We start from the raw sequence: 26,050 nt of genomic DNA on the forward strand, positions 1-26,050 counted from the left end.
CGTCACCGGAGCCTTATCATGGACAAATACGACCGCATGCTCCTCAGCGCCCTGCTGGAAGACGGCCGCGCGTCCTACGCGCAACTCGCCCGCAAGGTAAACCTCTCCGCCCCCGCGGTCGCTGAGCGAGTGGCCAAGCTCGAGGCCAGTGGCGTGATCACGGGTTATCAGGCCAAGGTGGACCTGTCCAAAGTCGGCTTGCCGATTCAATGCGTGATGGAGTTGCGGCTGACGAACCATGGCAGCCAAAAGACCTACGACGCCCTGGCGCAAATCCCTGAGCTGACCGAGTGTCATCGGGTAACGGGTGATCCGTGCGTGATCATGCAAGCGGCAGTGGGCACCATGCCAGAGCTGGAAAACCTGATTAATCGGGTGGCGAAGTTCGGGTTCAGCAAGACCTCGATCATTTTGTCGAGCGCGATAGAGCGGCGGGTGCCGTTGGGGCAGTTGGAGGGTAATGGGAAAAATTGTGGTTGAACCGCCGCCATCGCGGGCAAGCCCGGCTCCCACATTTGAAATGCATTCCAACTGTAGGAGCCGGCCTGCGATGACGTCCGTTGCATCAAGTCGTGGATCAGGCGCTGGACTGCACACAGTCTCGATGAACGACACTTAACCCCTGTGGGAGCGGGCTTGCTCGTGAAGGCGATGTGTCAGTCAATATATCCGGCGACTGATCCACCGCTTTCGCGAGCAAGCCCGCTCCCACATTTGAATCTTCTGTGTTCTTGGCGTTGTGGTGGGGTTAGAACCCGCGATGCTTCTTCAGATGCTCGTTGATCTTCGCCGCAGGCACTTTCTGCAAGGTGCACAGCAGGTCGTGGGACAGTTCACGCAAGCCATGGGTGCCGCGCAGTTCCCGGGCCAGATGGGCCGTGAGATTGGCCGCCATTTCCGCATCGGCCATCGCCCGGTGAGCCTTGCCGGTATGGGGCAGTTGGGCGTAGCTGTTGAGGGTGCCGAGCTTGTGGTTGGGCGCAGCGGGCATCAGGCGACGGGCCAGCAGCAGGGAACAGGCGAACTTCTGCAGGCGGGTACGGCGAATCAAACCCAGTTCAAAGTCCCAGAACTTCTGGTCGAACGCGGCGTTGTGCGCCATTAGCGGTGTGGTGCCGACAAATTCATGCACCTCGTTCATCACCCGCTCGGCCGGCGGCGCGCTGCGCAGCATGGCGTTGCTGATACCCGTGAGTTGCTCGATAAAACCCGGCACGCGCACGCCGGCATTCATCAGGCTCTGGTAGCGATCCACGATCTGCCCGCGCTCGAGGATGACCACCGCGATTTCCGTGGCCCGGCAGTGGCTGCTCGGGGTGATGCCGGTGGTTTCAAAGTCGATGACCGCTATACGTTCCAAACCTGTTCCAACTCCGTCTAACTGTTTATTAAGCCACAGCGCTCTATTTGAGCAGCAACGCGCCTTCGATCGGCACGTAGCGGCTGGCGGCGCGTATCAGCGAGTTGGCCGTCAGCCCCGGTACGCCATAGGCCACGGCTTCGACGCCATGCTTGTGGATGATGCGGTCGAGCAGCATGTCGAAATCACCGTCGCCGGAGGCCAGCACGATTTCGTCGACGTGGTCGGCGGCGTCCATGATGTCGATGGTGATGCCCACGTCCCAGTCGCCCTTGGCCGAGCCGTCGCTGCGCTGGATGTAGGGCTTGAGTTTTACCGTGAAACCCAGGTTGCGCAGGATCTGCTGGAATTGCTGCTGCTTGCTGTCACCACGGTCGATGGCATAGGCGTACGCCTCGACGATCTGCCCGCGCGAGCTGATATCAGCCCACAGGGCGGCATAGTTGAAGTGGCAGCCATACGCCTGGCGCACGGTGTAGTAGAGGTTTTGAACATCGGCGAACACTGCAATTTTCTTCACCGCACTTCCCCATGACTGCCGCTTGGACCCCAGACGCGAAGGTCCGCAAAGACGCCAGTATGCCAGCCGAGGGAATGTTTCCGGGAAAAATCAGACCGGGGCGACAAAGCGCCCCGGTTGAACAGGGCTCAGACGAAGGAGTCGTCGTCGCCGAAGGAAGAGGAATCGTCGGAGTAGTCGTTGTCGGCAAAGCCGTCAGAGGCATTGTCATTGCCCCAATTGTCATTGCCGGCAAACTTCTGGTCGTCGTTGCCCCAGTTGCCGTTGTCACTGGCCGGTGCAGGCTCTTCACGGATGATTTCTTCCACCACTTGCGGCTGTTGCGAGTTGTGGTTGAACAGGCTGCTGATACCCTCGGCCAGCAGTACACCGCCGGCCACGCCGGCAGCGGTTTTCATTGCCCCGCCGAGGAATCCGCTGCCAACCGGAGCGGCTGGAGCCGGTTGTTGATAATTCTGCTGCGGCGCAGGTTGACTGAACGCCGGCCGCGCCGGTTCGCGCCAGCCACCACCGGAAGACGCCGGAGCGCTTTGAGCGGGTTGCGGGTCACGGGAACCGCCACCGCCGAAGATGCTCGACAGGAAACCACCGCTGCTCGCCGGGGCAGGTTGCGCGGACTTGGCCCGTTGCAGCTCTTCCTGCAACTGCTGGATCTGTTGCGCCTGCTGCTTGTTCTGCGCGTCGAGACTCTTGAGCGCGTGCTCCTGAACCAGGATCGACTGGGTCATGTAGTACCCGGCCGCTGGCTGGCGAGTCATGTGTTCCTTGATCCGCGCCTCGGCCTGGGCATCGCGCGGGGCTGAGTCCGTTTCGGCTTGTTGCAACCGTGAAAACAGTCCATCGATCAGGCTTTGCTCTTCGCTGTTCATGGCGACCTCGTTAGATTGCCGGTAGAAATCGTGATCTCGCCTGTGATCAGGCGCGTTTCCAGTTATGGGGGTGTTACGAGTTGTTTCAATGGTCTTTACTCAAGGTTTACGTTTGCTTACCGCCCGTGATGATCGGTTAAAGTGTTGCCCTTGCTTTCAGGCCTGCGATGAACTTGATGAATCCGTTAGATGTACTGCGCGACTCCTTGCGTTTCACCCAACGTAACCTGGGCGCCATCGTCCAGTTGTGTTTGCCATTGGTGATTTTCGAAGCCCTGCTGCAACAGGTGCTCAACCATGTGGTGGGCCCGGATGCGTTCCCCGGCTACAGCGTGGTGGTGGGTTTGCTGGTGTACCCGCTGTACACCGGGGCACTGATCCTGTTCCTGGACGCCCGCACCCGGGGCGAGTCGCCGCGCACCCAGGATGTGTGGGCCATGGCCCTGACCCTGTGGCCGCGCTTCGCCCTGCTCACGGCCATGAGCACGCTGCTGATCCTGCTGGGGTTGTCGTTGTATTTCCTGCCGGGCCTGTGGCTGATGGTGGTGCTGGCGTTTGCCGAGTACCTGCTGGTGCTGCGCGGCATGCCGGCGCTGGAGGCGATGAAGGAAAGCTTCCGCCTGAGCCGTGGGCATTTCTGGCTGATCCTGGTGTGCCTGCTGTGCGTGATGACACCCCTGTGGCTGCTCAAGGGCGCCAGTGTTGCGGCGTATCCAACGCCTGCGCCGCTGCTGGGCCTGTTGCTGGACAGCATCCACAGCTTCCTGCAGCTGTTTACCAGTGTGGTGCTGTTTCGTTTATTCATGCTGATCGGTGGCGATGCCGACGCGCGGTGATATGCTCCGTGCCTCTTCTGACACGCATATAAGCCGAGCCGATGACCCGTTTATTGCGCATCACCCTGCTGGGCCTGCTGATTATCGCAGGCCTGCTCGTCGCCCTGATCTACAGCCTGACCTGGCGCCCAGAAGCGAAGGAAACCCTACCGGTGAGCTGCGTCGCACCCCGTGCGCCCACGTTGCTGCCGGGGCAGGCGCTCAAGGTCATGACCTGGAACGTGCAATACCTGGCCGGCAAGAACTACGTGTTCTGGTACGACACCGCCGACGGCAGTGGCCCGGACGACCGCCCCACCGTTGAGGACATGGCCGCCAGCCTCGACGAAGTGGCGCGGGTGATTCGCGACGAACAACCCGACGTCCTGCTGCTGCAGGAGCTCGATGAAAACGCCAAGCCCTCCCACTACCAGGACCAACTCGCACTGTTGCAGGAGCGCCTGATCGACCTCTACCCCTGCAGTGCCCAAGCGTTCGACTGGAAAGCCGACTTCGTGCCAGACCTGCATATCTTCGGCAGCGTCGGCCGCAAATTGGCGACCCTGAGCCGCTACCAGATCGAACACGCCGAACGCCTGCAATTACCCGCGCCCGAGGCCAACTTCATCAGCCGCCAGTTCCAACCCAAGCCAGCCTTGCTGTTGACCTACCTGCCGTTGAGCGACGGTGGCCAACTGGCCGTGCTCAACACCCGCCTGGACGGCGACGCACCGGGACGCAGTGCGGTGCAGGAGCAGGTACAAACCACGGTCAGGCTGCTGGATAAATTCGAAGGGCGTGGCACGCCCTGGCTGATCGGCGGGGATTTCAACCTGCTGCCCCTCGGCCAATTCCTGCGCCTGGACGCCGGCAAACGTGGGCAGTATTCGCCGGACAGCGAGTTGCATTTGCTGTGGGACAAGTACCCGATGATTCCGAGCAATAGCCAGTCCAGCGGGATCGACCGTGAGAAGTGGTTGACGAACTTCCCCAACGACCCGAGCGTGGACGGGCCGGACCGCACACTGGACTACCTGTTCTACAGCCCAAGGATCAAGCGAGTGGAGGCGAAGGTGCGGCAGGAGGATACGTTGCGTATTTCCAACCACTTGCCGGTGATTGCGCGGTTCCTGTTGCCGGCCGCGCCATAACAAACACACCCAACACCTGTGGGAGCGTGCTTGCCTGCGCCCACATTTGACCTCTGTCGCGCCTACTTGCGCGGTTTGATCCGCGCCGTCGCCTCGGCCACCAACGGGTCATCCGGCCAATAGTGCTTGGGGTACCGCCCCTTCAAATCCTTCTTCACCTCGGCGTACGTGCTGCGCCAGAAGTTAGCCAGGTCCTGGGTCACCTGTACCGGCCGGCGCGCGGGGGACAGCAAGTGCAGCTTCACCACCTGGCGCCCGCCGGCAATGCGCGGGGTGTCGGCCAGCCCGAACAATTCCTGCAAGCGCACTGCCAGGATCGGCGGCTGTTCGCTGTAGTCCAGGCGCACCGACGAACCCGATGGCACTTTCACATGCTGCGGCGCGAGTTCGTCGAGGCGCTGGGGCAGCGGCCAGGGCAGCAGGTTGTGCAGGAAGCTGGAGATGTCCAGGTTGGCAAAATGGCTCAGCCGCGAGACTTTGCCCAGGTACGGCATCAGCCAGTGTTCCAGGCTGGCGAGCAGGGCCTTGTCGCTGAGATCGGGCCACTCACCAGGTTTGCCGGCGTCCAGTTGACGCAACAGCATCACACGGGCCTGCCATTGGCGCAGCTCAGGAGTCCAGGGCAGCAGCTCCAGGCCTTTGCGGCGCACCAGGTTGACCAGTGCCTGGCTGCGGGCGGACTCGTCGAGACCGGTCAAGGGTTCACGGCTGAGCACCAGCTCACCGACCTTGCGCTGGCGTTCGGCACGCAGTACGCCTTCGCGTTCGTCCCAGTCGAGTTGGTCGACATTGCGCACCTGCTCGGCAAGTACCGTGTCGAACAGCGCCGGGTCAAAATCCGCCGCCAGGTAGATGCGTTCTTCACGCTGGCCCTGGCGGCTGCCCAGGTCGGCGATCACCAGCCAGGGTTGTTTCATCAGGCTGTCAGCTTCGGCGAACAGTGCCGCACGGCCGTTGGCCAGGCGGTACTCGGCGCCGCCGGCGCGACGCTGCTGGGCGACACGGTCCGGGTAGGCCAGCGCCAGCAAGGCGCCGAGCCAGCGTGGGTGGTCGGGGTCGGCCACCGGTTGCGTGGCCTGGCCTCTCAGATAACCGCGATACTGCCGCGCCAGTTGCCTGGCCCGTTGCACGCCGCCTTGAGTACCCCGTGCGCGCTCTTCGCCGGACAACAGCGCGAGACGACTGTGCAAATCCGCCCCGCCACCGCGCAAGATATCACGCTCTCCCAGCAGCGCAGCCACCTCGCAAGCCGTCGCCGCCAGCCCCAAGTCCTGACCGCGCAGCAGCAGGTGGGCGATACGCGGATGGGCCGGCAGTTCGGCCATCTTCTGCCCGTGGGCGGTGAGTGTGTCGTCATTCAAGGCGCCAAGGCGCTGCAACAGGTCCTGGGCCTGGGCATACGCAGCGGTCGGCGGCGCATCCAACCACACCAACTGTGCAGGCGTGACGCCCCAACGCGCCAACTGCAAGGCCAAGCCGGCGAGGTCGGCGGCAAGAATTTCCGCACTGCCGTGGGCGGCCAGGCCTTCATGCTGGTCTTCGGACCACAGGCGATAACACACGCCCGGCTCCAGGCGCCCGGCCCGGCCGGCACGCTGGGTGGCGCTGGCGCGGGAAATGCGCTGGGTGTCGAGGCGGGTCATGCCGCTGCCCGGGTCGAAACGCGGCACCCGCGCCAACCCGGCATCGATCACTACACGCACGCCGTTGATGGTGAGGCTGGTCTCGGCGATGTTGGTCGCCAGCACGACTTTGCGTTTACCCACAGGCGCCGGGTCAATAGCAGCGCGCTGCGCATTGAGGTCCAACTCGCCATGCAGCGGGCATAGCAGCACCTCACTGCGGTCGCCCAAGGCATCGGCCAGTTGCTGGTTGACCCGGCGAATCTCCGCCTGCCCCGGCAAGAACACCAGCACGCTGCCGGTTTCGTCGTGCAGGGCGTCGAGAATGGTTTGCACCACACGCGGCTCGATGAATTCACCGGGCTGGTACGGCCGGCCCCAGCGCATCTGCACCGGGAACATGCGCCCTTCGCTGCGCAGGATCGGCGCGTCATCCAGCAGGCTGGCAAGGCGCTCGCCTTCGAGGGTGGCGGACATCAGCAGGATCTTCAGCGGCTGCTCATCGCGAAACAGTTCGCGGCCGTTCAGGCTCAAGGCCAGCGCCAGGTCGGCGTCGAGGCTGCGCTCGTGGAATTCGTCGAAGATCAGCAGGCCCACGCCGTCCAGTGCCGGGTCGTCCTGCAGGCGACGGGTGAGGATCCCTTCGGTGACCACTTCGATGCGGGTGTTGGGGCCGACTTTACTGTCGAGGCGGATGCGGTAGCCGACGGTTTCACCGACCTTCTCGCCCAATTCACTGGCCAAGCGTTCGGCCGCTGCACGAGCTGCCAGACGGCGGGGCTCGAGCATCAGGATGGTCTGCCCGGCCAGCCAGGGTTCGTTCAACAACGCCAAGGGCACACGGGTGGTTTTACCGGCGCCGGGGGGCGCTTCCAGCACGGCTTCATGGCGATTCGCCAAGGCGTCACGCAGGGCGGGTAAAACTTCATCAATCGGCAACGAATTCATACTGGCTCCAAAGCAGAGCGGCGAGTATAACGGCGAACTGCAGGATGCTGATGCAGGTCTCAGAAGCGCCACCCCCTTCAATTGTGGCTGCATCAAAAGGTGGGAGCTGGCTTATAGTCATCTTTAAATCGTGTTCAGGAGAATTTTCATGCGTATCGCTTCCCGTGTCATCGGCGGTGTCCTCGCCGTCACCCTGCTGAGCCAACTGACGGCCTGCGGTTCGATCTTCTACCCAGACCGCCGTGGCCAGATCGACGGCAAGATCGACCCGACCATTGCCGTGCTCGATGCCGTGGGCCTGCTGTTCTATGTGATTCCTGGCCTGATCGCGTTTGGTGTGGACTTCGCCACCGGCGCGATCTACTTCGAACCGGGCAAGACCGCCCAGGTCGACCCGCAAACCCTCCACGAAGCCATCGGTGCCGACGGCAAGGTCGACAACGCCAAGCTGCAAAGCATCATCCAGAAAGAAACCGGGCGTAGCCTGCCGCTGGACGACCCGCGCATGATCCAGTTCAAAGGCAGCGTGCAACAACTCGCCAGCCTGGGCCTGCAACCCGCCGCTTAAGGATTCGACCCGCCTATGACCAGCAGTCCCGAACACGCCAGGCTCTTGCGCCTGGCCACCCGTGCGTCGGTGGGCGTGGCCAGTGCGCTGATTATCACCAAGGCCATCGCGTGGTGGCTCAGCGGCTCGGTGAGCATGCTTGCCGGGTTGACCGACTCACTGCTGGATGGCGTGACGTCGCTGCTGAACCTGCTGGCCGTGCATTACGCCCTGCGCCCCGCCGATGATGATCACCGGTATGGGCATGGCAAGGCAGAGTCGCTGGCGGGCATGGCGCAGGCGCTGTTTATCGGCGGCAGTGCGATGCTGATTGCGTTCCAGGCCTACGAGCGCCTGCAGCATCCGGAACCGGTGGGCGCACCGTGGCTGAGCATCGGTGTGATCATCTTTTCCCTGGTGCTGACCGTGGCCCTGTTGATGCTGCAACACCGGGTGATCCGCGAAACCGGCTCCAACGCCGTGCGCGCAGATTCGCTGCACTACCGCTCGGACTTGATGCTCAACGGCAGCATCCTCGTGGCACTGGTGCTGGCCGGGATGGGCTTTCATCAATTCGACGCCTGGTTCGGCCTGGGCATCGCCGCCTACATCTTGTGGAGCGCGATCCAGATCGCCCGGGAAAGCTTTGCGGTGTTGATGGATGAAGAGCTGCCGCCAGACGTCAGCCAGCACATGCTGGAACTGGCCCGTGGCGTACCGGGAGTGTTGGGTGCGCATGATTTGCGCACACGTATTTCCGGCAGCCACTGGTTTGTGCAACTGCACCTGGAGTTGCCGGGGGAATTGACGCTGTCAGTGGCCCACGGCATCAGCGACCAAGCCGCCGATGCGATTCACAAGGCCTACCCCCGCGCCGAAGTGCTGGTGCATGCTGACCCTGCGGATCAGCTACAAGCAACACGTGACAAGCCTCAAGCTTGAGGCTAAAAGCTCGAGGCTTACTGCGGCTTAATATTGCACCTGATAACCCCGACTGCTCAGGCAGTTGCCCTGGGCCTGGCGGTAGGTTTGCACCACGGCCGGGTCGGGGGCGTAGGTGACTTGCTGCGGGTCGAAACCGCTTTGCTGCACCGCCCAGCGATAACAGTCATAGCCGTCCTGCTGCACCTGGGCCGGTGACTGGCCGTTGGCGGGATACGCCACCACGTCATAGCCATTGCCTTGCGGCGTGGGCTGCGGCGCCGGCACGGCGGTCGGCGGTTGCACCACCACGTACTGCTGGGAGCTGCTTTCGTAGGTGTAGTAGGCACCGGCCGCGAGGAAGAACAGCGCACTGCCCACCCACACTTCACGTGCGTAGTCCGGCAGGTAGTGCACGCGAATGCCGTACGGTGGCGTCACCACTACATAGCGCGGGCCTTGCGGACGGTACCAGTAGCCACCGGAGTAGAAATAGTCCTGGCCACGGTAAGGCACGCGGTAATTGCGATCAGGGAAGCGGTCGATCACATAACCGGGGCGATGTTGCGGGCCTGGGCCCCAGCCATTTCCGTGCCCGTCGGGGCGCCCTGGCCAACGGTTGTCGCCGGGACGGCCATTGCCATTGTTGTACCCGCCGCCATTGTTACCGGGCCGAGAGCCCGGGCCGCCGGCTTCCCAGTGCGGGTTGCCATCGGTGCGTCGAGGGATGTCGCGGTAATAGCCCTGGCGGGGTTCCTGGGTCTGGCGGACGGTGTCGGGGCGACCCTGGATCGGCAGGTTGTTCGACGGTTGCGGTTGTGGCGCAGGGCGGGACTGCTCATTGCCCTGGGGACGCCCCTGCCATTGACCGCCGCCATTCTGGCCGCCGCGATCGACATGCGGGTTTTGCGGGCGCGGTTGAGTGTTCTCCGGCCGTGGCTGATTATTGCCTGGCCGCCCGCCCCCCTCAGGGCCTCGCTCATGCTGCCCACCACCGCCTTGCGGTCGCTGCCCTTGCCCCGGTGAGTTATCGCGCTCATCGGCCATTACCTGCGTGCCAACGGTGACCACCAGCAAACCTACACCTGCCATATGCCAGATGCGCTTCATGCTATTCCTCACTGCGGATTAGGGCCTGTCCATGAGACTGGAAAAGCGAGGCCCGGTTCTCGCACAGGTTATCAGCAGGCAAAAGAAAAGGGGTGACCCGTCGGCCACCCCTTGAGAACTTCGTCCTGGCTCAACGCTTTTGACGTTGGCTCACCTCACGCCGTCTTGTGGACAGTGTGCAGCCTGGAGGCCGGCTCAACCCTGCTGGGGTGGCGGCCGCAGCGGGCCTGATTGGGCGAGCTGCTGTGGACTGTTGTCCAGGCGGTGATTCTGTTGATAAAGATACCCGCCAGCGCCCGACAGATGATTGCGAAGATTGCGTCAATAAACAGTGCTTGCGCAATTTTTAACCCTTCATGGATAATTCACCGCAATAGTTACGACAAAGGCCATCCCAATGAGCAAGCTTGACCGATACGACCTGAGTATTTTGGCGGAATTGCAGCGCGACGCGAGGATCTCCAACCAGGAGTTGGCCGAACGCATCGGCTTGTCGCCGTCGCCGTGCTCGCGCCGGGTCAAGCAGTTGGAAGACGATGGCTACATCGCCCGCCAGGTCGCCCTGCTCGACCGCAAGATGCTCGGCTTGAGCCTCACGGCCTATGTGCTGATCGGCATGGACCGCCACACGCCCGAGCGTTTCGAGAATTTCGAAGCGGCGATCCGCACCTTGCCCCAGGTGCTGGAGTGCAGCCTGGTGACGGGGATGGATGCTGACTATCAATTGAAAGTGGTGGTGCCGGACATGGATCACTACCAGAAACTGTTGCTCGGCCACCTGACCCGCATTGAAGGCGTCACCAGCGTGCGTTCAAGTTTTGTGCTGAACCAGGTCTTGAATAGCACCGAACTGCCCCTGACCCACCTGCGCACCTGACCTCAATCACACTGCCGAACGCCTGTGGGAGCGGGCAAGCCCTTTCCCACATTTGCATTGCACTTCGATCCAGATCAATGGTGTGCCTCTAGCGCTGCCGTATACTTTGTCGCCTGCCTTGTCGGAAGCCCCCCATGAACAACATCGACCCCGCCCTGTTTGAAGAATGGATGATGACCGGCCTGGTCACCCTCCTGATCATTTTCATGGGCTTTATCGTGTGGGACCTGGCGAAGAAGTCCAAGGCCGGGCGCTTTGGCTCGTTCATCCTGTTCTTCGTGCTGGGCCTGGGCGTGGCCGCGTTCATCATCAAGAGCGTAGTGATCGGCCTGATCGAGTCCGGCGCTTTATAAGCGCGCCGGCACTTCCTTCCATTGGCCTTGGTCCAGGCCCTCGATCGACCAGTCACCAATCCGTACGCGCACCAAGCGCAACGTGGGCAACCCGACGGCGGCGGTCATGCGCCGTACCTGGCGGTTGCGGCCCTCACGAATGACCAGCTCCAGCCAGTGAGTCGGGATGCTTTTGCGAAACCGTACGGGTGGGTTGCGCGGCCATAGTTCGGGCTCGTCCAACGGCCGGGCTTCGGCGGGCAAGGTCATGCCGTCATTCAGCTCGACGCCATCGCGCAGGCGTTGCAGCTGCTCTTCGCTGGGTTCGCCCTCGACCTGCACCCAGTAGGTTTTTGCCAACTTGTGCTTGGGGTCGGCAATCCGCGCCTGCAACTGGCCGTCATTGGTCAGCAGCAACAGGCCTTCGCTGTCACGGTCCAGGCGGCCCGCCGGGTAAATGCCGGGGATGTCGATGAAATCCTTGAGCGTCGCGCGCCCACCTTCGTCGCTGAACTGGGTCAGCACATCGAACGGTTTATTGAACAGGATCAACTTCGGCTCGGACGGCGGTGCCTTGGCGACACGCCGAGCAGCGGAATAGGGAGGTTTCACGCCAGGGCGGCGTGAATCGGGACGAGTGGGACGGGACATGGCAAAGGAACATCTAACGGTCAGGACCGACAATGCTAGTGGCCTGACCGTTAAATGACCATCCCAACCGCTTAGCGGAACGGCGGCTCGTCGAAGCTGCGCAGTTTGCGCGAGTGCAGCGAGTTGAGTTCGGTGCGCAGCAAGTCCACCGCCTCGATGCCGATCTTCAAGTGCTGGCTCACCGCACGTTCATAGAACGCGTTGGCAGAACCTGGCAGCTTGATTTCGCTGTGCAGCGGTTTGTCCGACACGCACAGCAACGTGCCATACGGCACCCGCAGGCGATACCCCTGGGCGGCGATGGTGCCGCTTTCCATGTCCACGGCCACGGCGCGGGACAGGTTGATCAACGGGCGCTCCTGGGCCCAGCGCAGTTCCCAGTTGCGGTCGTCGTAGGTCAGTACGGTGCCGGTGCGCAGGCGTTTTTTCAGCTCTTCGCCTTTTTCGCCGGTGACGTTGGCGGCCGCTTGCTGCAAGGCCAACTGCACTTCGGCCAACGCCGGGATCGGGATGTTCGGCGGTACCACGCGGTCGAGAATCCCGTCGCGGCGCATATAGGCATGAGCCAGCACGTAGTCGCCGATCGTCTGGGATTGGCGCAGGCCGCCACAGTGGCCGATCATCAGCCAGCAATGCGGACGCAGCACGGCCAGGTGGTCGGTGATGTTCTTGGCATTGGACGGGCCGACGCCGATGTTCACCAGGGTCACGCCGTGGCCATCAGTGGCCTGCAGGTGATAGGCCGGCATCTGGTAACGGTGCCACACCACGCCAGCGGCAATGGCGGACGCTTCACCGTGGTCCATGCTCTTGTCGATCACCACGTTGCCCGGCAGCACCATGCGGATGAACCGCGGGTCGCTGCGCAGTTGCTCCAGGCCATGCAGGATGAACTGGTCGACATAACGGTGGTAGTTGGTCAGCAGGATCCACGGCTGCACATGGCGCCAGTCGCTGCCGGTGTAATGCACCAGCCGGCGCAGGGAGAAGTCCACACGGGCCGCATCGAACAGCGCCAGGGGCAGCGGGTCGGTGTTTTCCCAGTCGTACAGGCCGTCGGCGATGCCATCCGTTGCGGCCGACAGGTCGGTGCTGGGGAACACGCGAGCCAGGGTCGCGGCGGTCACACCGGAGCCGGCCAGTTCATCGCCCTGCTCCACCACGTACGGGTAGGGAATGTTCTGCTGGCTGACGCCGACTTCCACCGTCACGGTGAAGTCGTGCATCAGCGGCACCAATTGCTCCAGCAGGTACTTACGGAACGCCGCAGGATGGGTGACGGTGACGCTGTAGGTCCCCGGCAACTGGACTTTGGCATACGCCCGAGTGGTCTGTGGGACTTCGCCGTGGCAGTGGTAAGTCAGGCGCAGTTCCGGGTAACGAAACAGCGCACGTTGTTCGGCGTCGGGCTCGACGCGGTCTTTGAGGTATTGCTTGAGGGCTTGATTGAGCGCGCCAGTGGCACGCTCATGCAGGGCCGCCAGCCGATCCACGGCTTCTTCAGCGGTTTGCACGACAACAAAAGCTTCGGTCACGGTAAGCATCCTGTGTTCTGACTTGCAGGCCTTTATCTTGCCTGTATCCCAGCGGGAATGCGATCAATGTGGGCGCCGGGCTTGCCCACGATGGCGTTGGTCCAGTCATCCATTTATGAGCTGGCACACCGCCACTGGCTGCACGCCAGCGCCCACTTCTGGGCCGCGTGCAATCAGAGGGAAGGCGGCGTTGAACGGGCGACAATCGCCTCTACGTCCACCCCCCGCGGCAAGGTGCCATACACCCGGCCGGACGAGTCGCCCAGCCGGCTGGCAATAAAGCCATCACTGACCGCCGCATTCCCCGCCTCCAGCAAGAGCTTGGCCTGCAACGCCACGGCGATGTCCTCGGTAAGTTGCCGCGCACGGTACTGGATGTCCTGAGTGTCCATGAACGCCGACTTCAATTGCTCGATATGCCGCGCCAACAGCCGGTCACCATGCCCATCGCCCAGTTCGACAAACAGTGCTTCCAACACACCCGGCTCCTTGGACAACGCCCGCAGCACGTCCAGGCATTGCACGTTGCCGGAACCTTCCCACGTCGAGTTCACCGGTGCCTCACGGTACAGGCGCGGCAGGATGCTGTCCTCGACATACCCGGCACCGCCCATGCACTCGGCCGCCTCGTTGATCATGGCCGGGGCGCGCTTGCAGATCCAGTACTTGCCCACCGCCGTCACCAGACGGGTGAACTTGGCTTCCTGCTCATCCCCCACATGATCCAGCGCGCGGCCCATGCGCAGGCTCAGGGCCAGCGCGGACTCGCTTTCCAGCGCCAGGTCAGCCAGCACGTTTTGCATCAGCGGTTGCTTACTGAGTACGCGGCCGCCGACCGAACGATGGGCACAATGATGGCTGGCCTGGGTCAGCGCCTGACGCATCAGGGCACTGGAGCCGACCATGCAATCGAAACGGGTCATGGCGACCATCTCGATGATGGTCGGCACGCCACGGCCTTCTTCGCCGATCATCCAGGCCAGGGCACCGCGGAACTCCACTTCACTGGAAGCATTGGAGCAGTTGCCCAGTTTGTTCTTCAGGCGCTGGATGTAGAACTCATTGCGCGTGTCATCCGGACGATGCCGGGGCAGCAGGAAACACGTGAGCCCCTTGTCGGTCTGCGCCAAGGTGAGAAACGCATCGCACATCGGCGCCGAGCAGAACCACTTGTGCCCCACCAGTTCATACGCCTGGCCCGTGCCGCCCGCGCCCACCGGGTAAGCACGGGTAGTGTTCGCGCGCACGTCAGTACCGCCCTGCTTCTCGGTCATGGCCATGCCGATGGTGGCACCGGCCTTATGGGCAATGCCGACATTGCGTGGATCGTATTGGGTACTGAGGATTTTCGGCAGCCAGATGCCAGCCAGGTCAGGCTGCAGACGCAGGGCGGGCACACAGGCGAACGTCATGGTCAGCGGGCAGCCGGTGCCCGCTTCGGCCTGGCTGTGCAGGTAGGTCATGGCGGCGCGCGCCACATGAGCACCGGGCTGTGGGTGCGCCCAGGGCAACGACGGCAGGCCATGCTCGACGGCGGTGCGCATCAGTTCGTGATAGGCCGGATGAAACTCAACCAGGTCGATGCGATGGCCATAACGGTCATGACTGCTGAACACCGGCTTGTTCTGGTTCGCCAGGAACCCTGCGTCCATCAACGGCCCGCCGGCCAGCGCACCATAGGCATCGATGCGCGCCTGCGCCCAGCCGGCGCCGAAGCGGCGTGACCACTCCTGCAGGGGCACGTCGATACGATACAAGTTGGCGCCATCCAGGGACGGCGGCTGGTTGGTGACGTCGTGGGTTTCGGCAAACTGATGCAGGTTCATGACGGGCCTCCTGAAAAGGCCACGTTCAGTTGAGGCCTGAAATTCAGTTAAGCACCGTCATACGCCTTAAAAAAGTGGCATACGCGCCGAATGTCCGGCGCTTTCGCCCTCAACCGGGCACAACAAACGGCGCTCCAACATCGCCTGCAAGGCCTCGAAACGCACAGGTTTGGCCAGGCGATCCGAGACACCGACACCATGGCAATGCTCGCGCGCCGACACATTCAGCGAGGCACTCAAGGCAATCACCGGCAACTCTCCACAACCCGGCAATGCACGAATCTGGCAGCACAATGAGAAACCACCTTCGGGAATATCCAACAATACCGCGTCGAAATTCGCACTCTGCAACGCCGCCAGCGCGCTCGCGCCCGTGTCCACGGTTTTCACCCGGTAACCAAGCTTGAGCAGCATGCCACGCACCACCAACTGGCCGACGCTGTTGTCATCCACCAACAGCACCGAACACTCGTGGGGTGCACGTTGCTTATCTGGCGCAGGCTTGGACTCGGCCGGCACCGGGCTGACGTCCACTTCCAGCTGGAAGCGGCTGCCTTTGCCCGGTTCGGAATGATGGGTGAGGCGCCCGCCCAGCAGCTCGATCAGTTGGCGGCAGATCGCCAGGCCGATGCCCAGGCCGCCGTACTCGCGTGTCATGGAGCCATCGAGCTGGAAGAAACGCTGATACAGGGTAGCCTCGTCGAGGGAAGCAAAGCCGATACCGGTGTCGGTAACAATAAAGCTCAGGCGCACGCCACCGTCACTGTGGGGCACGCCGACCACACGCAAGCGTACCGAGCCTTCATGAGTGAACTTGAAGGCGTTATCCAGCAGACAATCCAGGCACTGCAGCAGTTTGTCGACGTCGCCCTGTACGCGGTCCGGCAGTTCGTCTGCCACGTCGATGGAAAACGCCAGGCCTTTGCTCTGGGCGCTGGCGCTGAACTGCTGGCGCAAGGTGTCGAGCGTACCGCGCAGGCTGAACACCTGGGGCTGGGCACTCAAGCGTCCGGCCTGCAATTCGGTGAGGGTGAGGATACCGTTGACCATGCGCATCATGTCCCGCGCCGAACCGGCGGCGGTTTGCTGGTATTGCGCCAGGTCCGCGTCCAGCGGCACCGTCTGCATCAGCTCGAGGGAGCCGATCACGCCATTCATGGGCGTACGCAGTTCGTGGGTCAGGGTGGCGAGGAATTCATCCTTTAGCCGGTTGCTGCGGGCCAATTGCTGGTTGAGCACTTCAAGCTTCTGGCTGGCATCGAACAGGATCTGCGCCTGTTGCTCACGCATGGAATTGATGCGGTCGGCCAAGGCCAGGGACAACAGCGCCACTTCGATCGCAGAACCGATCTGGCTGGCGTACATCGTCAGGAACACATTGGGCAGGTAGCCCAACACCATCATCGTATTGATCACCCCACCCAGCAGGAATGCCGACCAGGCAATGATGAAATAGCGCGCCACCCGCTGCCCGCAATACCAGGCCTTGATGGCGGCCACAAAAATGGTCACGGTAAACACCAGCGCCAAGCCGGTGGCCAGGCGCAGCGCCAGGGCGTAGCTGGTCATCAACGACAGCAGCATCACCACGCCACCACCGGCCACCAGCGCCAGCAGCAAACGGTTGATCCAGCGACTGTGCTGCGCCGTGTGCAAAAAGCTGCGCGCAAACAGGCTGCCGAACAGCGCCGCCGAACCGATCAGGAACGGTGTCGCGGCATTCGCCCACCACGGGTTGTTCGGCCAGAAATACTCCACCGCCGCGCCGTTGACCGACAACTGGTACAGGCCGAACGAGGCGATATAAAGGATGTAATAGAGGTAGCTGGTGTCGCGCACGCTGAGGTAGATGAACAGGTTGTAGACCAGCATCCCCAGCAACACGCCATAGATCAGGCCCAGCACATACAGGCGCAACGGTTGTTGCTCCAGGTAGGCCGTGCTGGACCAGAGCGTCAATGGCGCCTGGATCGAGCCTTCGCTTTGCAGGCGCAGGTAGACGGTTTTCGCCTCGCCCGGCGTGAAGTCGAGCTTGAACAGGTAGTTGTTCTGGCGAATCTCGCGAGCAGAGAACGGCAACGCATCCCCCGTGCGCCCGGCCAGGCGGTAGGTGCCGGTGCTGTCGGGTAGATACAGGTCAAGATGGTCGAGCGGCGGGTAGGCCAGTTCCAGCAGCCAGGTGCGTTGCGCGTCGGTGGCTTGCGGCACGTAATGCAGGTTCAACTTGAGCCAGAACACCGAGCGCGAGTAGCCGGCATTCAGGGTGTCTTTATCGTGGGGCTTGAACTGCGAGTTGGCGGATGGCGCGCTGACATCAGCAATTGTGAGGGCATCGGTCGGGTCTTCGAGCACTTGCATGACCCGGCCCAGTGGCAGGCGACGCGTGTCTTGGTTGAACTCGACGGCGCTGGCGAGCATGGGCAGCCCGCACAACAATAAAATCAGCAAATAGCGCATAGAGCCCCAGCGTGGCCTGTCCGGTTATGTCAAAAAGCCCCCCATTCCTTTTGAGAAGACGTACACCGGCAATACAGTTAGTTGTTTGGATCCACTCTAGCATAGCCATTAAAGGCTATTGGACACCATTGAAATAATTTTTTGAAAGGCTCTAGAACAAGCATTACAGAAGGTTTTAACCGCTACTCGTGCGCCAAAAAAGCGTCACGCACCGGGCAAAATTCAGCCATCGCCAGACGGCCCCGCCAAAAGCGTTTGGTGGTAAGCTCGCGCACCATGAATATCTACAGCTCTCGCCCCGTTGTCCTCTGTCTCTCCGGCCATGATCCCAGTGGTGGCGCCGGCTTGCAGGCAGATATCGAAGCCCTGCTCGCCCAGGGTTGCCATGCGGCTCCGGCCGTCACCGCCCTGACCGTGCAGAATACGGTCAACGTCAGCGATTTCCGTGTGCTCGACCGCGAGTGGGTACTGGCCCAGGCCAATGCCGTACTCGGCGACTCCGAAGTGGCGGCGGTGAAGCTGGGCATGCTCGGCTCCACCGCGATGGTCGACACCGTGGTCGAACTGCTGCAGGCGCATCCGCACCTGCCCGTGGTGTGCGATCCGGTGCTGCGTGCCGGCGGCGGTGGCAGCCTGGGCAAGGACGAAGTCGGTTACGCGATGCGTGAGCGGCTGCTGCCGTTGTCGCTGATCGCCACGCCGAACCTGCCCGAAGCGCGCATCCTCGCCGAACTGCCCGAAGGCACCGCGGACGAATGCGCCGAGAAGCTGCTGCCGTACATCAGGCACCTGCTGATCACCGGCGGCCATGGCGACGAGCACGAAGTGCACAACCGCCTGTACGGCCGCGACGGCACGCGCCAAACCTTTACCTGCCAACGCCTGCCCGGCAGCTACCATGGTTCGGGCTGCACGTTGGCCAGCGCACTGGCCGGCCGGATTGCCCAGGGCGAAGGGTTGGTCAGCGCCGTGCAATCGGCACTCAACTACACTTGGCGCACCCTGCGTGACGCCGAACAACTCGGTCAGGGCCAGTTTGTACCGCGCCGCCTGCCGCTGGATTTCTGCTCTTAACAGCAAGAGGCCTGCCTGATGAAACTACGTGGCCTGTACGCCATTACCGACAGCCAACTGTTGGCCGGCAAATTCCTCGCCTACGTCGAAGCGGCGCTGGACGGTGGCGTGACCCTGTTGCAGTACCGCGATAAAAGCAGCGACGAAGCCCGGCGCCTGCGTGAGGCCGAGAAGTTGCGTGAGCTCTGCTCGCGCTACAAGACCCAACTGATCATCAACGACGACGCCGAGTTGGCCGCACGCCTAGGCGTCGGCGTGCACCTGGGCCAGACCGATGGCCCGTTGACCCCTGCCCGTGCACTGCTCGGCTCCAGGGCGATCATCGGCGCGACTTGCCACAGCCAGATCGAACTGGCCGAGCAGGCCGCCAAGGAAGGCGCCAGCTACGTCGCCTTCGGCCGCTTCTTCAACTCCAACACCAAGCCCGGCGCCCCGGCCGCTACCTTGGAGATGCTGGCCCAGGCCCGCGCGCGCCTGCAGCTACCGATCTGCGTGATCGGCGGCATTACCCTGGAGAACGCCGAACCCCTGGTGGCCCACGGTGCCGACCTGCTGGCGGTGGTGCACGGCCTGTTTGGCGCCGACAGTACCCAGGAAGTCACGCGCCGCGCTCGCGCGTTCAACGATCTGCTTAAAATTTCAGTTTAGAGAGCCCCATCATGTCCCGTTCCGAAACGCTGTTTGCCAATGCCCAGAAACACATCCCCGGCGGTGTGAACTCCCCCGTGCGTGCGTTCAAGAGCGTCGGTGGCACGCCGTTGTTCTTCAAACATGCCGAAGGCGCCTACGTCACCGACGAAGATGACAAGCGTTATGTGGACTACGTCGGTTCCTGGGGCCCGATGATCCTCGGCCACAGCCACCCAGACGTGCTGGACGCAGTGCGCAAGCAGCTGGAACACGGCCTGTCCTACGGCGCGCCGACCGCCATGGAAACCGAAATGGCGGACCTGGTCTGCAGCATCGTGCCGTCGATGGAAATGGTGCGCATGGTCAGCTCCGGCACCGAAGCCACCATGAGCGCGATTCGCCTGGCCCGTGGTTTCACCGGCCGCGACAGCATCATCAAGTTCGAAGGCTGCTACCACGGCCATTCCGACAGCCTGCTGGTCAAGGCCGGCTCCGGCGCGCTGACCCAGGGCGTACCGAGCTCGGCCGGCGTACCTGCCGCGTTCGCCAAGCACACCCTCACCCTGCCGTTCAACGACATCGCCGCCGTCGAGCAAATGCTCAATGAAGTCGGCCAGGACGTGGCGTGCATCATCGTTGAGCCGGTGGCCGGCAACATGAACTGCGTACCGCCAGCGCCGGGCTTCCTCGAAGGCCTGCGCGAGCAGTGCGACAAGCACGGCGTGGTGCTGATTTTCGACGAAGTGATGACCGGTTTTCGCGTTGCCCTCGGCGGCGCCCAGGCGCACTACGGCGTCACGCCGGACCTGAGCACCTTCGGCAAGATCATCGGTGGTGGCATGCCGGTGGGCTGCTTCGGCGGCAAGCGCGAGATCATGCAGCACATCGCGCCGCTGGGCCCGGTGTACCAAGCCGGTACGTTGTCGGGTAACCCGCTGGCCATGGCCGCCGGCCTGACCACTCTGCGCCTGATCAGCCGCCCGGGCTTCCACGCCGAGCTGACCGACTACACCACGCGCCTGCTCGACGGCCTGCAACAGCGCGCCGATGCCGCCGGTATCCCATTTGTTACCACCCAGGCGGGCGGTATGTTCGGCCTGTATTTCAGCGGCGCCGACGATATTGTCACCTTCGATGACGTGATGGGCAGCGATGCCGACCTGTTCAAGCGCTTCTTCCACCTGATGCTGGAAGGCGGCGTGTACCTGGCACCGAGCGCCTTCGAAGCCGGCTTCACCTCGATCGCCCACGGCGACGCCGAGCTGAAACTGACCCTCGACGCTGCCGAACGCGCCTTCGCCGCACTGAAATAACAGGCCGCAACCATCAGGCACCGAGCAAACGGTGTCTGATTTGCTACTTTGCTTACAGAGATTTCCGAGTTTTTTCGAGAAATCACCTGCAATCCGGCGGATAACTTGCCCAAGCAGCAGAAAAACGAGTAAAGACTTTGTAAGCAGAGGCCTGCTTATTTCATAATGCGCGCTTATTGGATCCCCCGAGGATCCGCGTGCCCCGTCAGAGGTAAGTCGATTCCCATGAAACGCACCGGCCGCACCCTGGTTCTGGGCTGCCTGTTGCTCCTTCAGCCGCTGCTGGCACATGCACAAGCAGGCGGCAACTCGTTGTTAATCCCAGCGATGGGTCGTTGCACCCTCAATACCCAGCCAGACAGCCAGGCCGAAGCGCTGAGCGCGTGCCAGAAACAGGCCGACGGTGGGGATGCGCAGGCGCAATACGAGTTGGGCGAGTACTTCCACGACAGCAAAAACCCTGCCCGTGACCTCAACAAAGCCTTGAGCTACTTCGAGAAAGCCTCGTTGCAGGGCCATGCGCAAGCGCAATTCGAACTGGGTAACATGTTCTTCAAGGGCGAAGGCGTGCCAGCCAATAACGTCCAGGCCTACATCGTGCTGAAAATGGCGGCGGTCAATGGCGCCGAAGACGCGCTGGACACGGCTGACGAAGTCGCCGAGCACATGCAGCGCGATGAGCTGGAAGTGGCGACCCAGGTGTTGGGCCAGATCTTCCGCAACTACCTGCAGGAACTGCAGAGTGCCGATGGGCGTTCGCCCTTTTCACCCCTGCCCTGAATTCATCTAGACCCTTCTATCGCTATCGCAGGCAAGCCAGCCCGCACACTCGACCGAGTTCCAACATTGGAATGCTGCCAACTGTGGGCGCTGGCTTGCCTGCGATGGGCGCGGCGCGATTAAAGCCCTACTTTTCAGGCATCGGCATCGGAAACGGCATGACATTGCTCACGCCCCGCGCCTCGCTGATCTTCGGCGTGCCCAAGCGCTCGACTTCATCGATGCGCACAATCGAATGCATCGGTACAAAACTGCGCACCACGCCTTCAAACTGAGCCTTGAGCTTCTCTTCGCCCGGATCGACGACCAATTGGGTGCGCTCGCCAAAGACGAACTCTTCCACCTCCAGGAAACCCCACAGATCGCTCTGATAGATCTGCTTGGCGTACATTTCGAACACCTGGCCCTGGTTGAGGAAAATCACCTTGTAGATTGGAGCTTCACGTTTGGTCATGGTGGGCGAACAACACATCGGGGATATAAAAGAGGGCGCGAACTATAGCATGGCACCCGATGCACAACGCTAGGAACCAATGGGCATGCCCCCTATAATGCGCGGTTCTTTACCACCAGTTGACGATTCCCATGGCCAAGAAGCTTTACATCGAAACCCACGGTTGCCAGATGAACGAGTACGACAGCTCGCGCATGGTCGATCTGCTGGGCGAACACCAGGCCCTGGAAGTCACCGCCCGCGCCGAAGATGCCGACGTAATCCTGCTCAATACCTGCTCGATCCGCGAGCGGGCCCAGGACCGTGTGTACTCGCAGCTGGGCCGCTGGCGCGAATTGAAACTGGCCAACCCGGACATGGTGATCGCCGTCGGCGGTTGCGTGGCCAGCCAGGAAGGCGCCGCGATCCGTGATCGCGCGCCCTATGTCGACGTGGTCTTCGGCCCGCAGACCCTGCACCGCCTGCCGGAAATGATCGACGCCGCACGCGTCACCAAGCTGCCGCAGGTCGACGTATCGTTCCCGGAGATCGAAAAATTCGACCATTTGCCCGAGCCACGTATCGATGGCCCGAGCGCCTACGTGTCGGTCATGGAAGGCTGCAGCAAGTACTGCACCTTTTGCGTGGTGCCTTACACCCGTGGCGAAGAAGTCAGCCGGCCCTTTGACGACGTGCTATCGGAAATCATCCACCTGGCCGAGAACGGCGTGCGTGAGGTCACCCTGCTGGGCCAGAACGTCAATGGCTACCGCGGCCTGACCCACGACGGTCGCCTGGCCGACCTGGCGGAGCTGATCCGCGTAGTGGCTGCCGTGGACGGTATCGAGCGGATTCGCTACACCACCTCGCACCCGCTGGAGTTCTCCGACAGCCTGATCCAGGCCCACGCGGAAGTACCGGAACTGGTCAAGCACCTGCACTTGCCGGTGCAATCGGGTTCGGACCGCATCCTGGCCGCCATGAAGCGCAACCACACCGCCCTGGAATACAAATCCAAGCTGCGCAAATTGCGCGCAGCGGTGCCGGGCATCTGCATCAGCTCGGACTTTATCGTCGGCTTCCCCGGTGAAACCGAGAAAGACTTCGAGCAGACCATGAAGCTGATCGAAGACGTCGGCTTCGACTTCTCCTACTCATTCGTCTACAGCCAGCGGCCTGGCACCCCGGCCGCCGACCTGGTGGATGAAACCCCGGAAGCGTTGAAAAAAGAGCGCCTCAACGCGCTGCAACATCGCTTGAACCAGCAGGGTTTCGAGATCAGCCGACAAATGGTCGGTTCCATCCAGCGCATCCTGGTCACCGACTACTCGAAAAAAGACCCGGGCGAATTGCAGGGCCGTACCGAGAACAATCGAATCGTAAACTTCCGTTGCGATAATCCGACCCTGATCGGCCAGTTTGCCGATGTGCACATCGATGCGGCCCAGCCCCATTCGTTGCGCGGGTCGTTGATTCAGTAACCCATCAAGAATGCTGGCTGATGGAGATCAAAATGTGGGAGCGGGCTTGCTCGCGAAGGTGGCGCTTGCGTCGATACCTGTATTGGCTGACACAGCGCCTTCGCGAGCAAGCCCGCTCCCACATTTAGACCGCGCAGCGTTCCGATAACGTAAGTGCTTTCGTACCCGCGCCACTGGCGTTATTCTCTCTTTCACCTCAACAGCCAAAGGGCGGCTAAAAGCGACCTTGAACGCACCCATAGTAGAACCCCATCGTTTTCTCCTCGAGCCGTTTGAGGCTCGCCGTTTCGCCAACCTGTGCGGACAGTTCGACGAGCACCTGCGCCTGATCGAACAACGCCTGAGCATCGAGATCCGCAACCGCGGCAATCAATTCGAGCTCATTGGTGAACCCCAACACACCACGTCCGCAGAAAACCTGCTGCGCCGTCTATACCGTGAAACCAAGGGCAGTGAGCTGTCGCCGGAAACGGTGCACCTGTACCTGCAGGAATCGGCGGTGGAAGACTTGGCCAACAACCCTGTGGCCGAAGCCAGCGTGGCCCTGCGTACCAAAAAAGGCATGATTCGCCCACGCGGCTTGAATCAGCAGAAGTACGTCAAGGAAATCCTCGGCAACGATATCAACTTCGGCATCGGCCCTGCCGGTACCGGCAAGACCTACCTGGCCGTGGCCTGCGCGGTCGACGCACTGGAGCGCGAGCAAGTCCGCCGCATCCTGCTGGTGCGCCCGGCGGTCGAGGCTGGCGAAAAGCTCGGTTTCCTGCCCGGCGACCTGGCCCAGAAGATCGACCCGTACCTGCGCCCGCTCTACGACGCACTGTACGAGATGCTCGGCTTCGAATATGTCGCCAAGCTGATCGAGCGCCAGGTGATCGAGATCGCCCCGCTGGCCTACATGCGTGGCCGTACCTTGAACAACAGCTTCATCATCCTCGACGAAAGCCAGAACACCACGGTCGAGCAAATGAAGATGTTCCTCACCCGGATCGGTTTCGGTTCCACCGCCGTGATCACTGGCGACGTGACCCAGGTCGACCTGCCCAAGGGCACCAAGTCGGGCCTGGCCCAGGTGATCGAGGTGCTCAAGGACGTGCCGGGCATCAGCTTCACGCACTTCATGCCTAAGGACGTGGTTCGCCACCCGCTGGTGCAGCGCATCGTCGAAGCCTACGAGCGCTTCGACCACCGCGACGATGCACCGGCCAAGGACGTTCGCCACGATGCTTGAGCTAGACCTGCAGCTGGCCACCGAAGCGCCCGCCCCCAGCGAAGCACAGTTTCGCCAATGGTGCGCCCTGGCCCTGCGCCAGCGCACTGCTGACTCGGAACTGACCATTCGCCTGGTGGACGAGCCCGAGGGCCGCGAGCTGAACCGCACCTGGCGCCAGAAGGACTACGCGACCAACGTGCTGTCCTTCCCCGCCGACGTACCGGATGAATTGCTGGATATCCCGTTGTTGGGCGACCTGGTCATCTGTGTCGCGGTGGTGGAGCGCGAGGCGAAGGAACAAGGCAAGGAACTAGAAGCCCACTGGGCCCATCTAGTCATCCACGGCTGCTTGCATCTCTTGGGTTACGACCATATAGACGATGACGAAGCCGAAGAAATGGAAACACTGGAACAAACGTTGCTTGCAGAGTTGGGTCATCCGGACCCGTATGCGGACGACGAAGTCTAAAAACACTCAACTGTAACAATAAAGGATTCAGAGTAATCGCTATGAGCGAAGACCGATCGAGCAACGGGCAGAAGTCATGGCTGGGTAAACTGACCCAGGCTTTTGCCCACGAGCCGAAAAACCGCCAGGAGCTGCTTGAGCTGCTGCGCGAGGCCCATCAGAACAAGTTGCTGGACAGCGAAGCGCTGGCCATCGTCGAAGGCGCCATCCAGGTGGCTGACCTGCAAGTACGGGACATCATGGTCCCGCGCTCGCAGATGATCAGCATCAAGGCGACCCAGACGCCGCGGGAATTCCTCCCGGCCGTGATCGACTCGGCGCACTCGCGCTACCCGGTGATCGGTGAAAGCCATGACGACGTCATGGGCGTCCTGCTGGCCAAGGACCTGCTGCCGCTGATCCTCAAGGAGAACGGCGACAGCTTCAACATCAAGGACCTGCTGCGTCCGGCCACCTTCGTGCCCGAATCCAAGCGCCTCAACGTGCTGCTGCGCGAATTCCGCGCCAACCACAATCACATGGCCATTGTGATCGACGAATACGGCGGCGTGGCTGGCCTGGTGACCATCGAAGACGTGCTGGAACAGATCGTCGGCGACATCGAGGACGAGCACGACGTCGAGGAAGACAGCTACATCAAGCCGCTGCCCAGCGGTGACTTCCTGATCAAGGCCTTGACGCCGATCGAGAACTTCAACGAGTTCTTCGACAGCGAATTCTCCGATGACGAGTTCGACACCGTCGGTGGCCTGGTGATGAGTGCGTTCGGGCACCTGCCCAAGCGTAACGAGACCACCGAGATCGGCGCCTATCGCTTCCGCATCCTGAATGCCGATAGCCGCAGGATCCATCTGATCCGCCTGACACCTATTGCCCGCTAAGGAAGGGGTGGGTCATCAGCTGTTTCCTGTGTCGCGTTGCCCCTGAGAGCGGGCCAGGCAAGGCGCAGGCCGCAGGGAATGGCGCCCCCTTTTCAAGGCCTGCAACGCAGCATGGCCCGCTCCCAGGGGCAACCCGTAGGGCCGGGCCTGCTGCGACACAGGGCTGCGTTACTCGTCGTTCATTTGGAAAAACCACACCACACGCCTCGCGCCTTGCCCTGTGCCGCAGCAGGCC

25 protein-coding genes are annotated in these 26,050 nt (G+C 62.2%); 15 read left to right on the forward strand and 10 right to left on the reverse strand.

What is annotated here, in order from left to right; translation table 11 throughout:
• Positions 1–18 precede the first annotated feature (18 nt).
• Positions 19–480 carry an Lrp/AsnC family transcriptional regulator gene (locus tag ATH90_RS24960; RefSeq protein ID WP_098467420.1) on the forward strand — a complete coding sequence of 154 codons (462 nt, stop codon included), beginning with the start codon at positions 19–21 and terminating at the stop codon, positions 478–480.
• A 268-nt stretch (positions 481–748) separates the two neighbouring features.
• Here ATH90_RS24960 and ATH90_RS24965 read toward each other — a convergent pair whose 3' ends face one another.
• The 3 genes from ATH90_RS24965 to ATH90_RS24975 form a co-directional block, all read right to left on the reverse strand.
• Positions 749–1,360, reverse strand: coding sequence for a 3'-5' exonuclease (locus ATH90_RS24965; RefSeq protein ID WP_098467421.1), 612 nt, complete (start codon positions 1,358–1,360; stop codon positions 749–751).
• A 43-nt stretch (positions 1,361–1,403) separates the two neighbouring features.
• Positions 1,404–1,880 carry an NYN domain-containing protein gene (locus ATH90_RS24970; RefSeq protein WP_024077544.1) on the reverse strand — a complete coding sequence of 159 codons (477 nt, stop codon included), beginning with the start codon at positions 1,878–1,880 and terminating at the stop codon, positions 1,404–1,406.
• Positions 1,881–2,008: 128 nt separating this feature from the next.
• Positions 2,009–2,749, reverse strand: coding sequence for a DUF2076 domain-containing protein (locus tag ATH90_RS24975; RefSeq protein ID WP_098467422.1), 741 nt, complete (start codon positions 2,747–2,749; stop codon positions 2,009–2,011).
• A gap of 176 nt (positions 2,750–2,925) precedes the next feature.
• On the opposite strand from ATH90_RS24975, the gene ATH90_RS24980 reads away from it, so the two are divergent.
• Both ATH90_RS24980 and ATH90_RS24985 read left to right on the forward strand, forming a co-directional pair.
• Entirely contained in the window at positions 2,926–3,585 is a 660-nt protein-coding gene (locus ATH90_RS24980; protein WP_034109576.1) for a YciC family protein, read from the forward strand.
• 41 nt (positions 3,586–3,626) lie between these two features.
• Entirely contained in the window at positions 3,627–4,715 is a 1,089-nt protein-coding gene (locus tag ATH90_RS24985) for an endonuclease/exonuclease/phosphatase family protein (RefSeq protein WP_034109405.1), read from the forward strand.
• A gap of 62 nt (positions 4,716–4,777) precedes the next feature.
• Here the strand turns inward: ATH90_RS24985 and hrpB are convergent, their stop codons facing one another.
• Entirely contained in the window at positions 4,778–7,285 is a 2,508-nt protein-coding gene (gene hrpB / locus ATH90_RS24990; RefSeq protein ID WP_098467423.1) for an ATP-dependent helicase HrpB, read from the reverse strand.
• Positions 7,286–7,433: 148 nt separating this feature from the next.
• Between hrpB and ATH90_RS24995 the strand changes: the two genes are divergently transcribed.
• On the forward strand, positions 7,434–7,853 hold the full coding sequence (locus ATH90_RS24995) for a hypothetical protein (RefSeq protein ID WP_034109407.1): 420 nt from the start codon (positions 7,434–7,436) through the stop codon (positions 7,851–7,853).
• Positions 7,854–7,868: 15 nt separating this feature from the next.
• Entirely contained in the window at positions 7,869–8,774 is a 906-nt protein-coding gene (locus ATH90_RS25000; protein ID WP_098467424.1) for a cation diffusion facilitator family transporter, read from the forward strand.
• A 27-nt stretch (positions 8,775–8,801) separates the two neighbouring features.
• On the opposite strand, the gene ATH90_RS25005 is transcribed toward ATH90_RS25000, so the two are convergent.
• A complete protein-coding gene (locus ATH90_RS25005) occupies positions 8,802–9,863 on the reverse strand; it encodes a DUF6515 family protein (protein ID WP_098467425.1) in 1,062 nt (353 codons plus the stop codon).
• A 397-nt stretch (positions 9,864–10,260) separates the two neighbouring features.
• On the opposite strand from ATH90_RS25005, the gene ATH90_RS25010 reads away from it, so the two are divergent.
• Together ATH90_RS25010 and ATH90_RS25015 are read left to right on the forward strand one after the other, a co-directional pair.
• Positions 10,261–10,740 carry an Lrp/AsnC family transcriptional regulator gene (locus ATH90_RS25010; RefSeq protein WP_003194418.1) on the forward strand — a complete coding sequence of 160 codons (480 nt, stop codon included), beginning with the start codon at positions 10,261–10,263 and terminating at the stop codon, positions 10,738–10,740.
• Positions 10,741–10,883: 143 nt separating this feature from the next.
• Positions 10,884–11,093: a DUF2788 domain-containing protein gene (locus ATH90_RS25015; protein WP_025858220.1), complete on the forward strand. Its 210-nt coding sequence runs from the start codon at positions 10,884–10,886 to the stop codon at positions 11,091–11,093.
• Here ATH90_RS25015 and ATH90_RS25020 read toward each other — a convergent pair.
• The 4 genes from ATH90_RS25020 to ATH90_RS25035 all read right to left on the reverse strand — a co-directional run bounded on the left by ATH90_RS25020 (position 11,088) and on the right by ATH90_RS25035 (position 17,541).
• Entirely contained in the window at positions 11,088–11,723 is a 636-nt protein-coding gene (locus tag ATH90_RS25020) for a pseudouridine synthase (RefSeq protein WP_034109410.1), read from the reverse strand. The two genes, ATH90_RS25015 and ATH90_RS25020, sit on opposite strands and share 6 nt — an antisense overlap.
• 71 nt (positions 11,724–11,794) lie before the next feature.
• Entirely contained in the window at positions 11,795–13,267 is a 1,473-nt protein-coding gene (gene amn, locus ATH90_RS25025; protein WP_161630243.1) for an AMP nucleosidase, read from the reverse strand.
• Between the two features lie 164 nt (positions 13,268–13,431).
• Positions 13,432–15,084, reverse strand: a complete 1,653-nt coding sequence (locus ATH90_RS25030; RefSeq protein WP_098467426.1) for an acyl-CoA dehydrogenase family protein — start codon at positions 15,082–15,084, stop codon at positions 13,432–13,434.
• Positions 15,085–15,150: 66 nt separating this feature from the next.
• Positions 15,151–17,541 carry a hybrid sensor histidine kinase/response regulator gene (locus ATH90_RS25035; protein WP_034109412.1) on the reverse strand — a complete coding sequence of 797 codons (2,391 nt, stop codon included), beginning with the start codon at positions 17,539–17,541 and terminating at the stop codon, positions 15,151–15,153.
• Between the two features lie 276 nt (positions 17,542–17,817).
• Between ATH90_RS25035 and ATH90_RS25040 the strand changes: the two genes are divergently transcribed.
• The 4 genes from ATH90_RS25040 (at position 17,818) to ATH90_RS25055 (ending at position 21,338) form a co-directional block, all read left to right on the forward strand.
• Complete coding sequence (locus tag ATH90_RS25040) at positions 17,818–18,615, forward strand: hydroxymethylpyrimidine/phosphomethylpyrimidine kinase (RefSeq protein WP_034109413.1); 798 nt, start codon at positions 17,818–17,820, stop codon at positions 18,613–18,615.
• An 18-nt stretch (positions 18,616–18,633) separates the two neighbouring features.
• Positions 18,634–19,263 carry a thiamine phosphate synthase gene (gene thiE / locus ATH90_RS25045; RefSeq protein WP_034109414.1) on the forward strand — a complete coding sequence of 210 codons (630 nt, stop codon included), beginning with the start codon at positions 18,634–18,636 and terminating at the stop codon, positions 19,261–19,263.
• An 11-nt stretch (positions 19,264–19,274) separates the two neighbouring features.
• A complete protein-coding gene (gene hemL, locus ATH90_RS25050; RefSeq protein WP_034109415.1) occupies positions 19,275–20,558 on the forward strand; it encodes a glutamate-1-semialdehyde 2,1-aminomutase in 1,284 nt (427 codons plus the stop codon).
• A 225-nt stretch (positions 20,559–20,783) separates the two neighbouring features.
• Positions 20,784–21,338 carry a tetratricopeptide repeat protein gene (locus ATH90_RS25055; protein WP_010206766.1) on the forward strand — a complete coding sequence of 185 codons (555 nt, stop codon included), beginning with the start codon at positions 20,784–20,786 and terminating at the stop codon, positions 21,336–21,338.
• A 127-nt stretch (positions 21,339–21,465) separates the two neighbouring features.
• On the opposite strand, the gene ATH90_RS25060 is transcribed toward ATH90_RS25055, so the two are convergent.
• Positions 21,466–21,792 carry a DUF1820 family protein gene (locus ATH90_RS25060; protein WP_003236992.1) on the reverse strand — a complete coding sequence of 109 codons (327 nt, stop codon included), beginning with the start codon at positions 21,790–21,792 and terminating at the stop codon, positions 21,466–21,468.
• A gap of 131 nt (positions 21,793–21,923) precedes the next feature.
• On the opposite strand from ATH90_RS25060, the gene miaB reads away from it, so the two are divergent.
• The 4 genes from miaB (at position 21,924) to ATH90_RS25080 (ending at position 25,815) form a co-directional block, all read left to right on the forward strand.
• Positions 21,924–23,252: a tRNA (N6-isopentenyl adenosine(37)-C2)-methylthiotransferase MiaB gene (miaB, locus tag ATH90_RS25065; RefSeq protein WP_034109416.1), complete on the forward strand. Its 1,329-nt coding sequence runs from the start codon at positions 21,924–21,926 to the stop codon at positions 23,250–23,252.
• 226 nt (positions 23,253–23,478) lie between these two features.
• Positions 23,479–24,483: a PhoH family protein gene (locus ATH90_RS25070; RefSeq protein WP_069078377.1), complete on the forward strand. Its 1,005-nt coding sequence runs from the start codon at positions 23,479–23,481 to the stop codon at positions 24,481–24,483.
• Positions 24,476–24,934, forward strand: coding sequence for an rRNA maturation RNase YbeY (gene ybeY / locus ATH90_RS25075; RefSeq protein WP_098467427.1), 459 nt, complete (start codon positions 24,476–24,478; stop codon positions 24,932–24,934). Before ATH90_RS25070 ends, ybeY begins: the two co-directional genes overlap by 8 nt.
• Positions 24,935–24,975: 41 nt before the next feature.
• Positions 24,976–25,815: an HlyC/CorC family transporter gene (locus ATH90_RS25080; protein WP_010206772.1), complete on the forward strand. Its 840-nt coding sequence runs from the start codon at positions 24,976–24,978 to the stop codon at positions 25,813–25,815.
• The last annotated feature ends 235 nt before the right edge of the window (positions 25,816–26,050 follow it).

Source organism: Pseudomonas lurida, from assembly GCF_002563895.1.
Classification (GTDB): Bacteria; Pseudomonadota; Gammaproteobacteria; order Pseudomonadales; family Pseudomonadaceae; genus Aquipseudomonas; species Aquipseudomonas lurida.

Excerpts from the sequence above, each read along its gene's own strand:
- ATH90_RS24960 (WP_098467420.1), top strand. The coding sequence starts at position 19 with ATGGACAAATACGACCGCATGCTCCTCAGCGCCCTGCTGGAAGACGGC.
- ATH90_RS24975 (WP_098467422.1), bottom strand. The coding sequence starts at position 2,749 with ATGAACAGCGAAGAGCAAAGCCTGATCGATGGACTGTTTTCACGGTTG.
- ATH90_RS24980 (WP_034109576.1), top strand. The coding sequence starts at position 2,926 with ATGAATCCGTTAGATGTACTGCGCGACTCCTTGCGTTTCACCCAACGT.
- ATH90_RS24985 (WP_034109405.1), top strand. The coding sequence starts at position 3,627 with ATGACCCGTTTATTGCGCATCACCCTGCTGGGCCTGCTGATTATCGCA.
- hrpB (WP_098467423.1), bottom strand. The coding sequence starts at position 7,285 with ATGAATTCGTTGCCGATTGATGAAGTTTTACCCGCCCTGCGTGACGCC.
- ATH90_RS24995 (WP_034109407.1), top strand. The coding sequence starts at position 7,434 with ATGCGTATCGCTTCCCGTGTCATCGGCGGTGTCCTCGCCGTCACCCTG.
- ATH90_RS25000 (WP_098467424.1), top strand. The coding sequence starts at position 7,869 with ATGACCAGCAGTCCCGAACACGCCAGGCTCTTGCGCCTGGCCACCCGT.
- ATH90_RS25005 (WP_098467425.1), bottom strand. The coding sequence starts at position 9,863 with ATGAAGCGCATCTGGCATATGGCAGGTGTAGGTTTGCTGGTGGTCACC.
- ATH90_RS25010 (WP_003194418.1), top strand. The coding sequence starts at position 10,261 with ATGAGCAAGCTTGACCGATACGACCTGAGTATTTTGGCGGAATTGCAG.
- ATH90_RS25020 (WP_034109410.1), bottom strand. The coding sequence starts at position 11,723 with ATGTCCCGTCCCACTCGTCCCGATTCACGCCGCCCTGGCGTGAAACCT.
- amn (WP_161630243.1), bottom strand. The coding sequence starts at position 13,267 with ATGCTTACCGTGACCGAAGCTTTTGTTGTCGTGCAAACCGCTGAAGAA.
- ATH90_RS25030 (WP_098467426.1), bottom strand. The coding sequence starts at position 15,084 with ATGAACCTGCATCAGTTTGCCGAAACCCACGACGTCACCAACCAGCCG.
- ATH90_RS25035 (WP_034109412.1), bottom strand. The coding sequence starts at position 17,541 with ATGCGCTATTTGCTGATTTTATTGTTGTGCGGGCTGCCCATGCTCGCC.
- ATH90_RS25040 (WP_034109413.1), top strand. The coding sequence starts at position 17,818 with ATGAATATCTACAGCTCTCGCCCCGTTGTCCTCTGTCTCTCCGGCCAT.
- thiE (WP_034109414.1), top strand. The coding sequence starts at position 18,634 with ATGAAACTACGTGGCCTGTACGCCATTACCGACAGCCAACTGTTGGCC.
- hemL (WP_034109415.1), top strand. The coding sequence starts at position 19,275 with ATGTCCCGTTCCGAAACGCTGTTTGCCAATGCCCAGAAACACATCCCC.
- ATH90_RS25055 (WP_010206766.1), top strand. The coding sequence starts at position 20,784 with ATGAAACGCACCGGCCGCACCCTGGTTCTGGGCTGCCTGTTGCTCCTT.
- ATH90_RS25060 (WP_003236992.1), bottom strand. The coding sequence starts at position 21,792 with ATGACCAAACGTGAAGCTCCAATCTACAAGGTGATTTTCCTCAACCAG.
- miaB (WP_034109416.1), top strand. The coding sequence starts at position 21,924 with ATGGCCAAGAAGCTTTACATCGAAACCCACGGTTGCCAGATGAACGAG.
- ybeY (WP_098467427.1), top strand. The coding sequence starts at position 24,476 with ATGCTTGAGCTAGACCTGCAGCTGGCCACCGAAGCGCCCGCCCCCAGC.
- ATH90_RS25080 (WP_010206772.1), top strand. The coding sequence starts at position 24,976 with ATGAGCGAAGACCGATCGAGCAACGGGCAGAAGTCATGGCTGGGTAAA.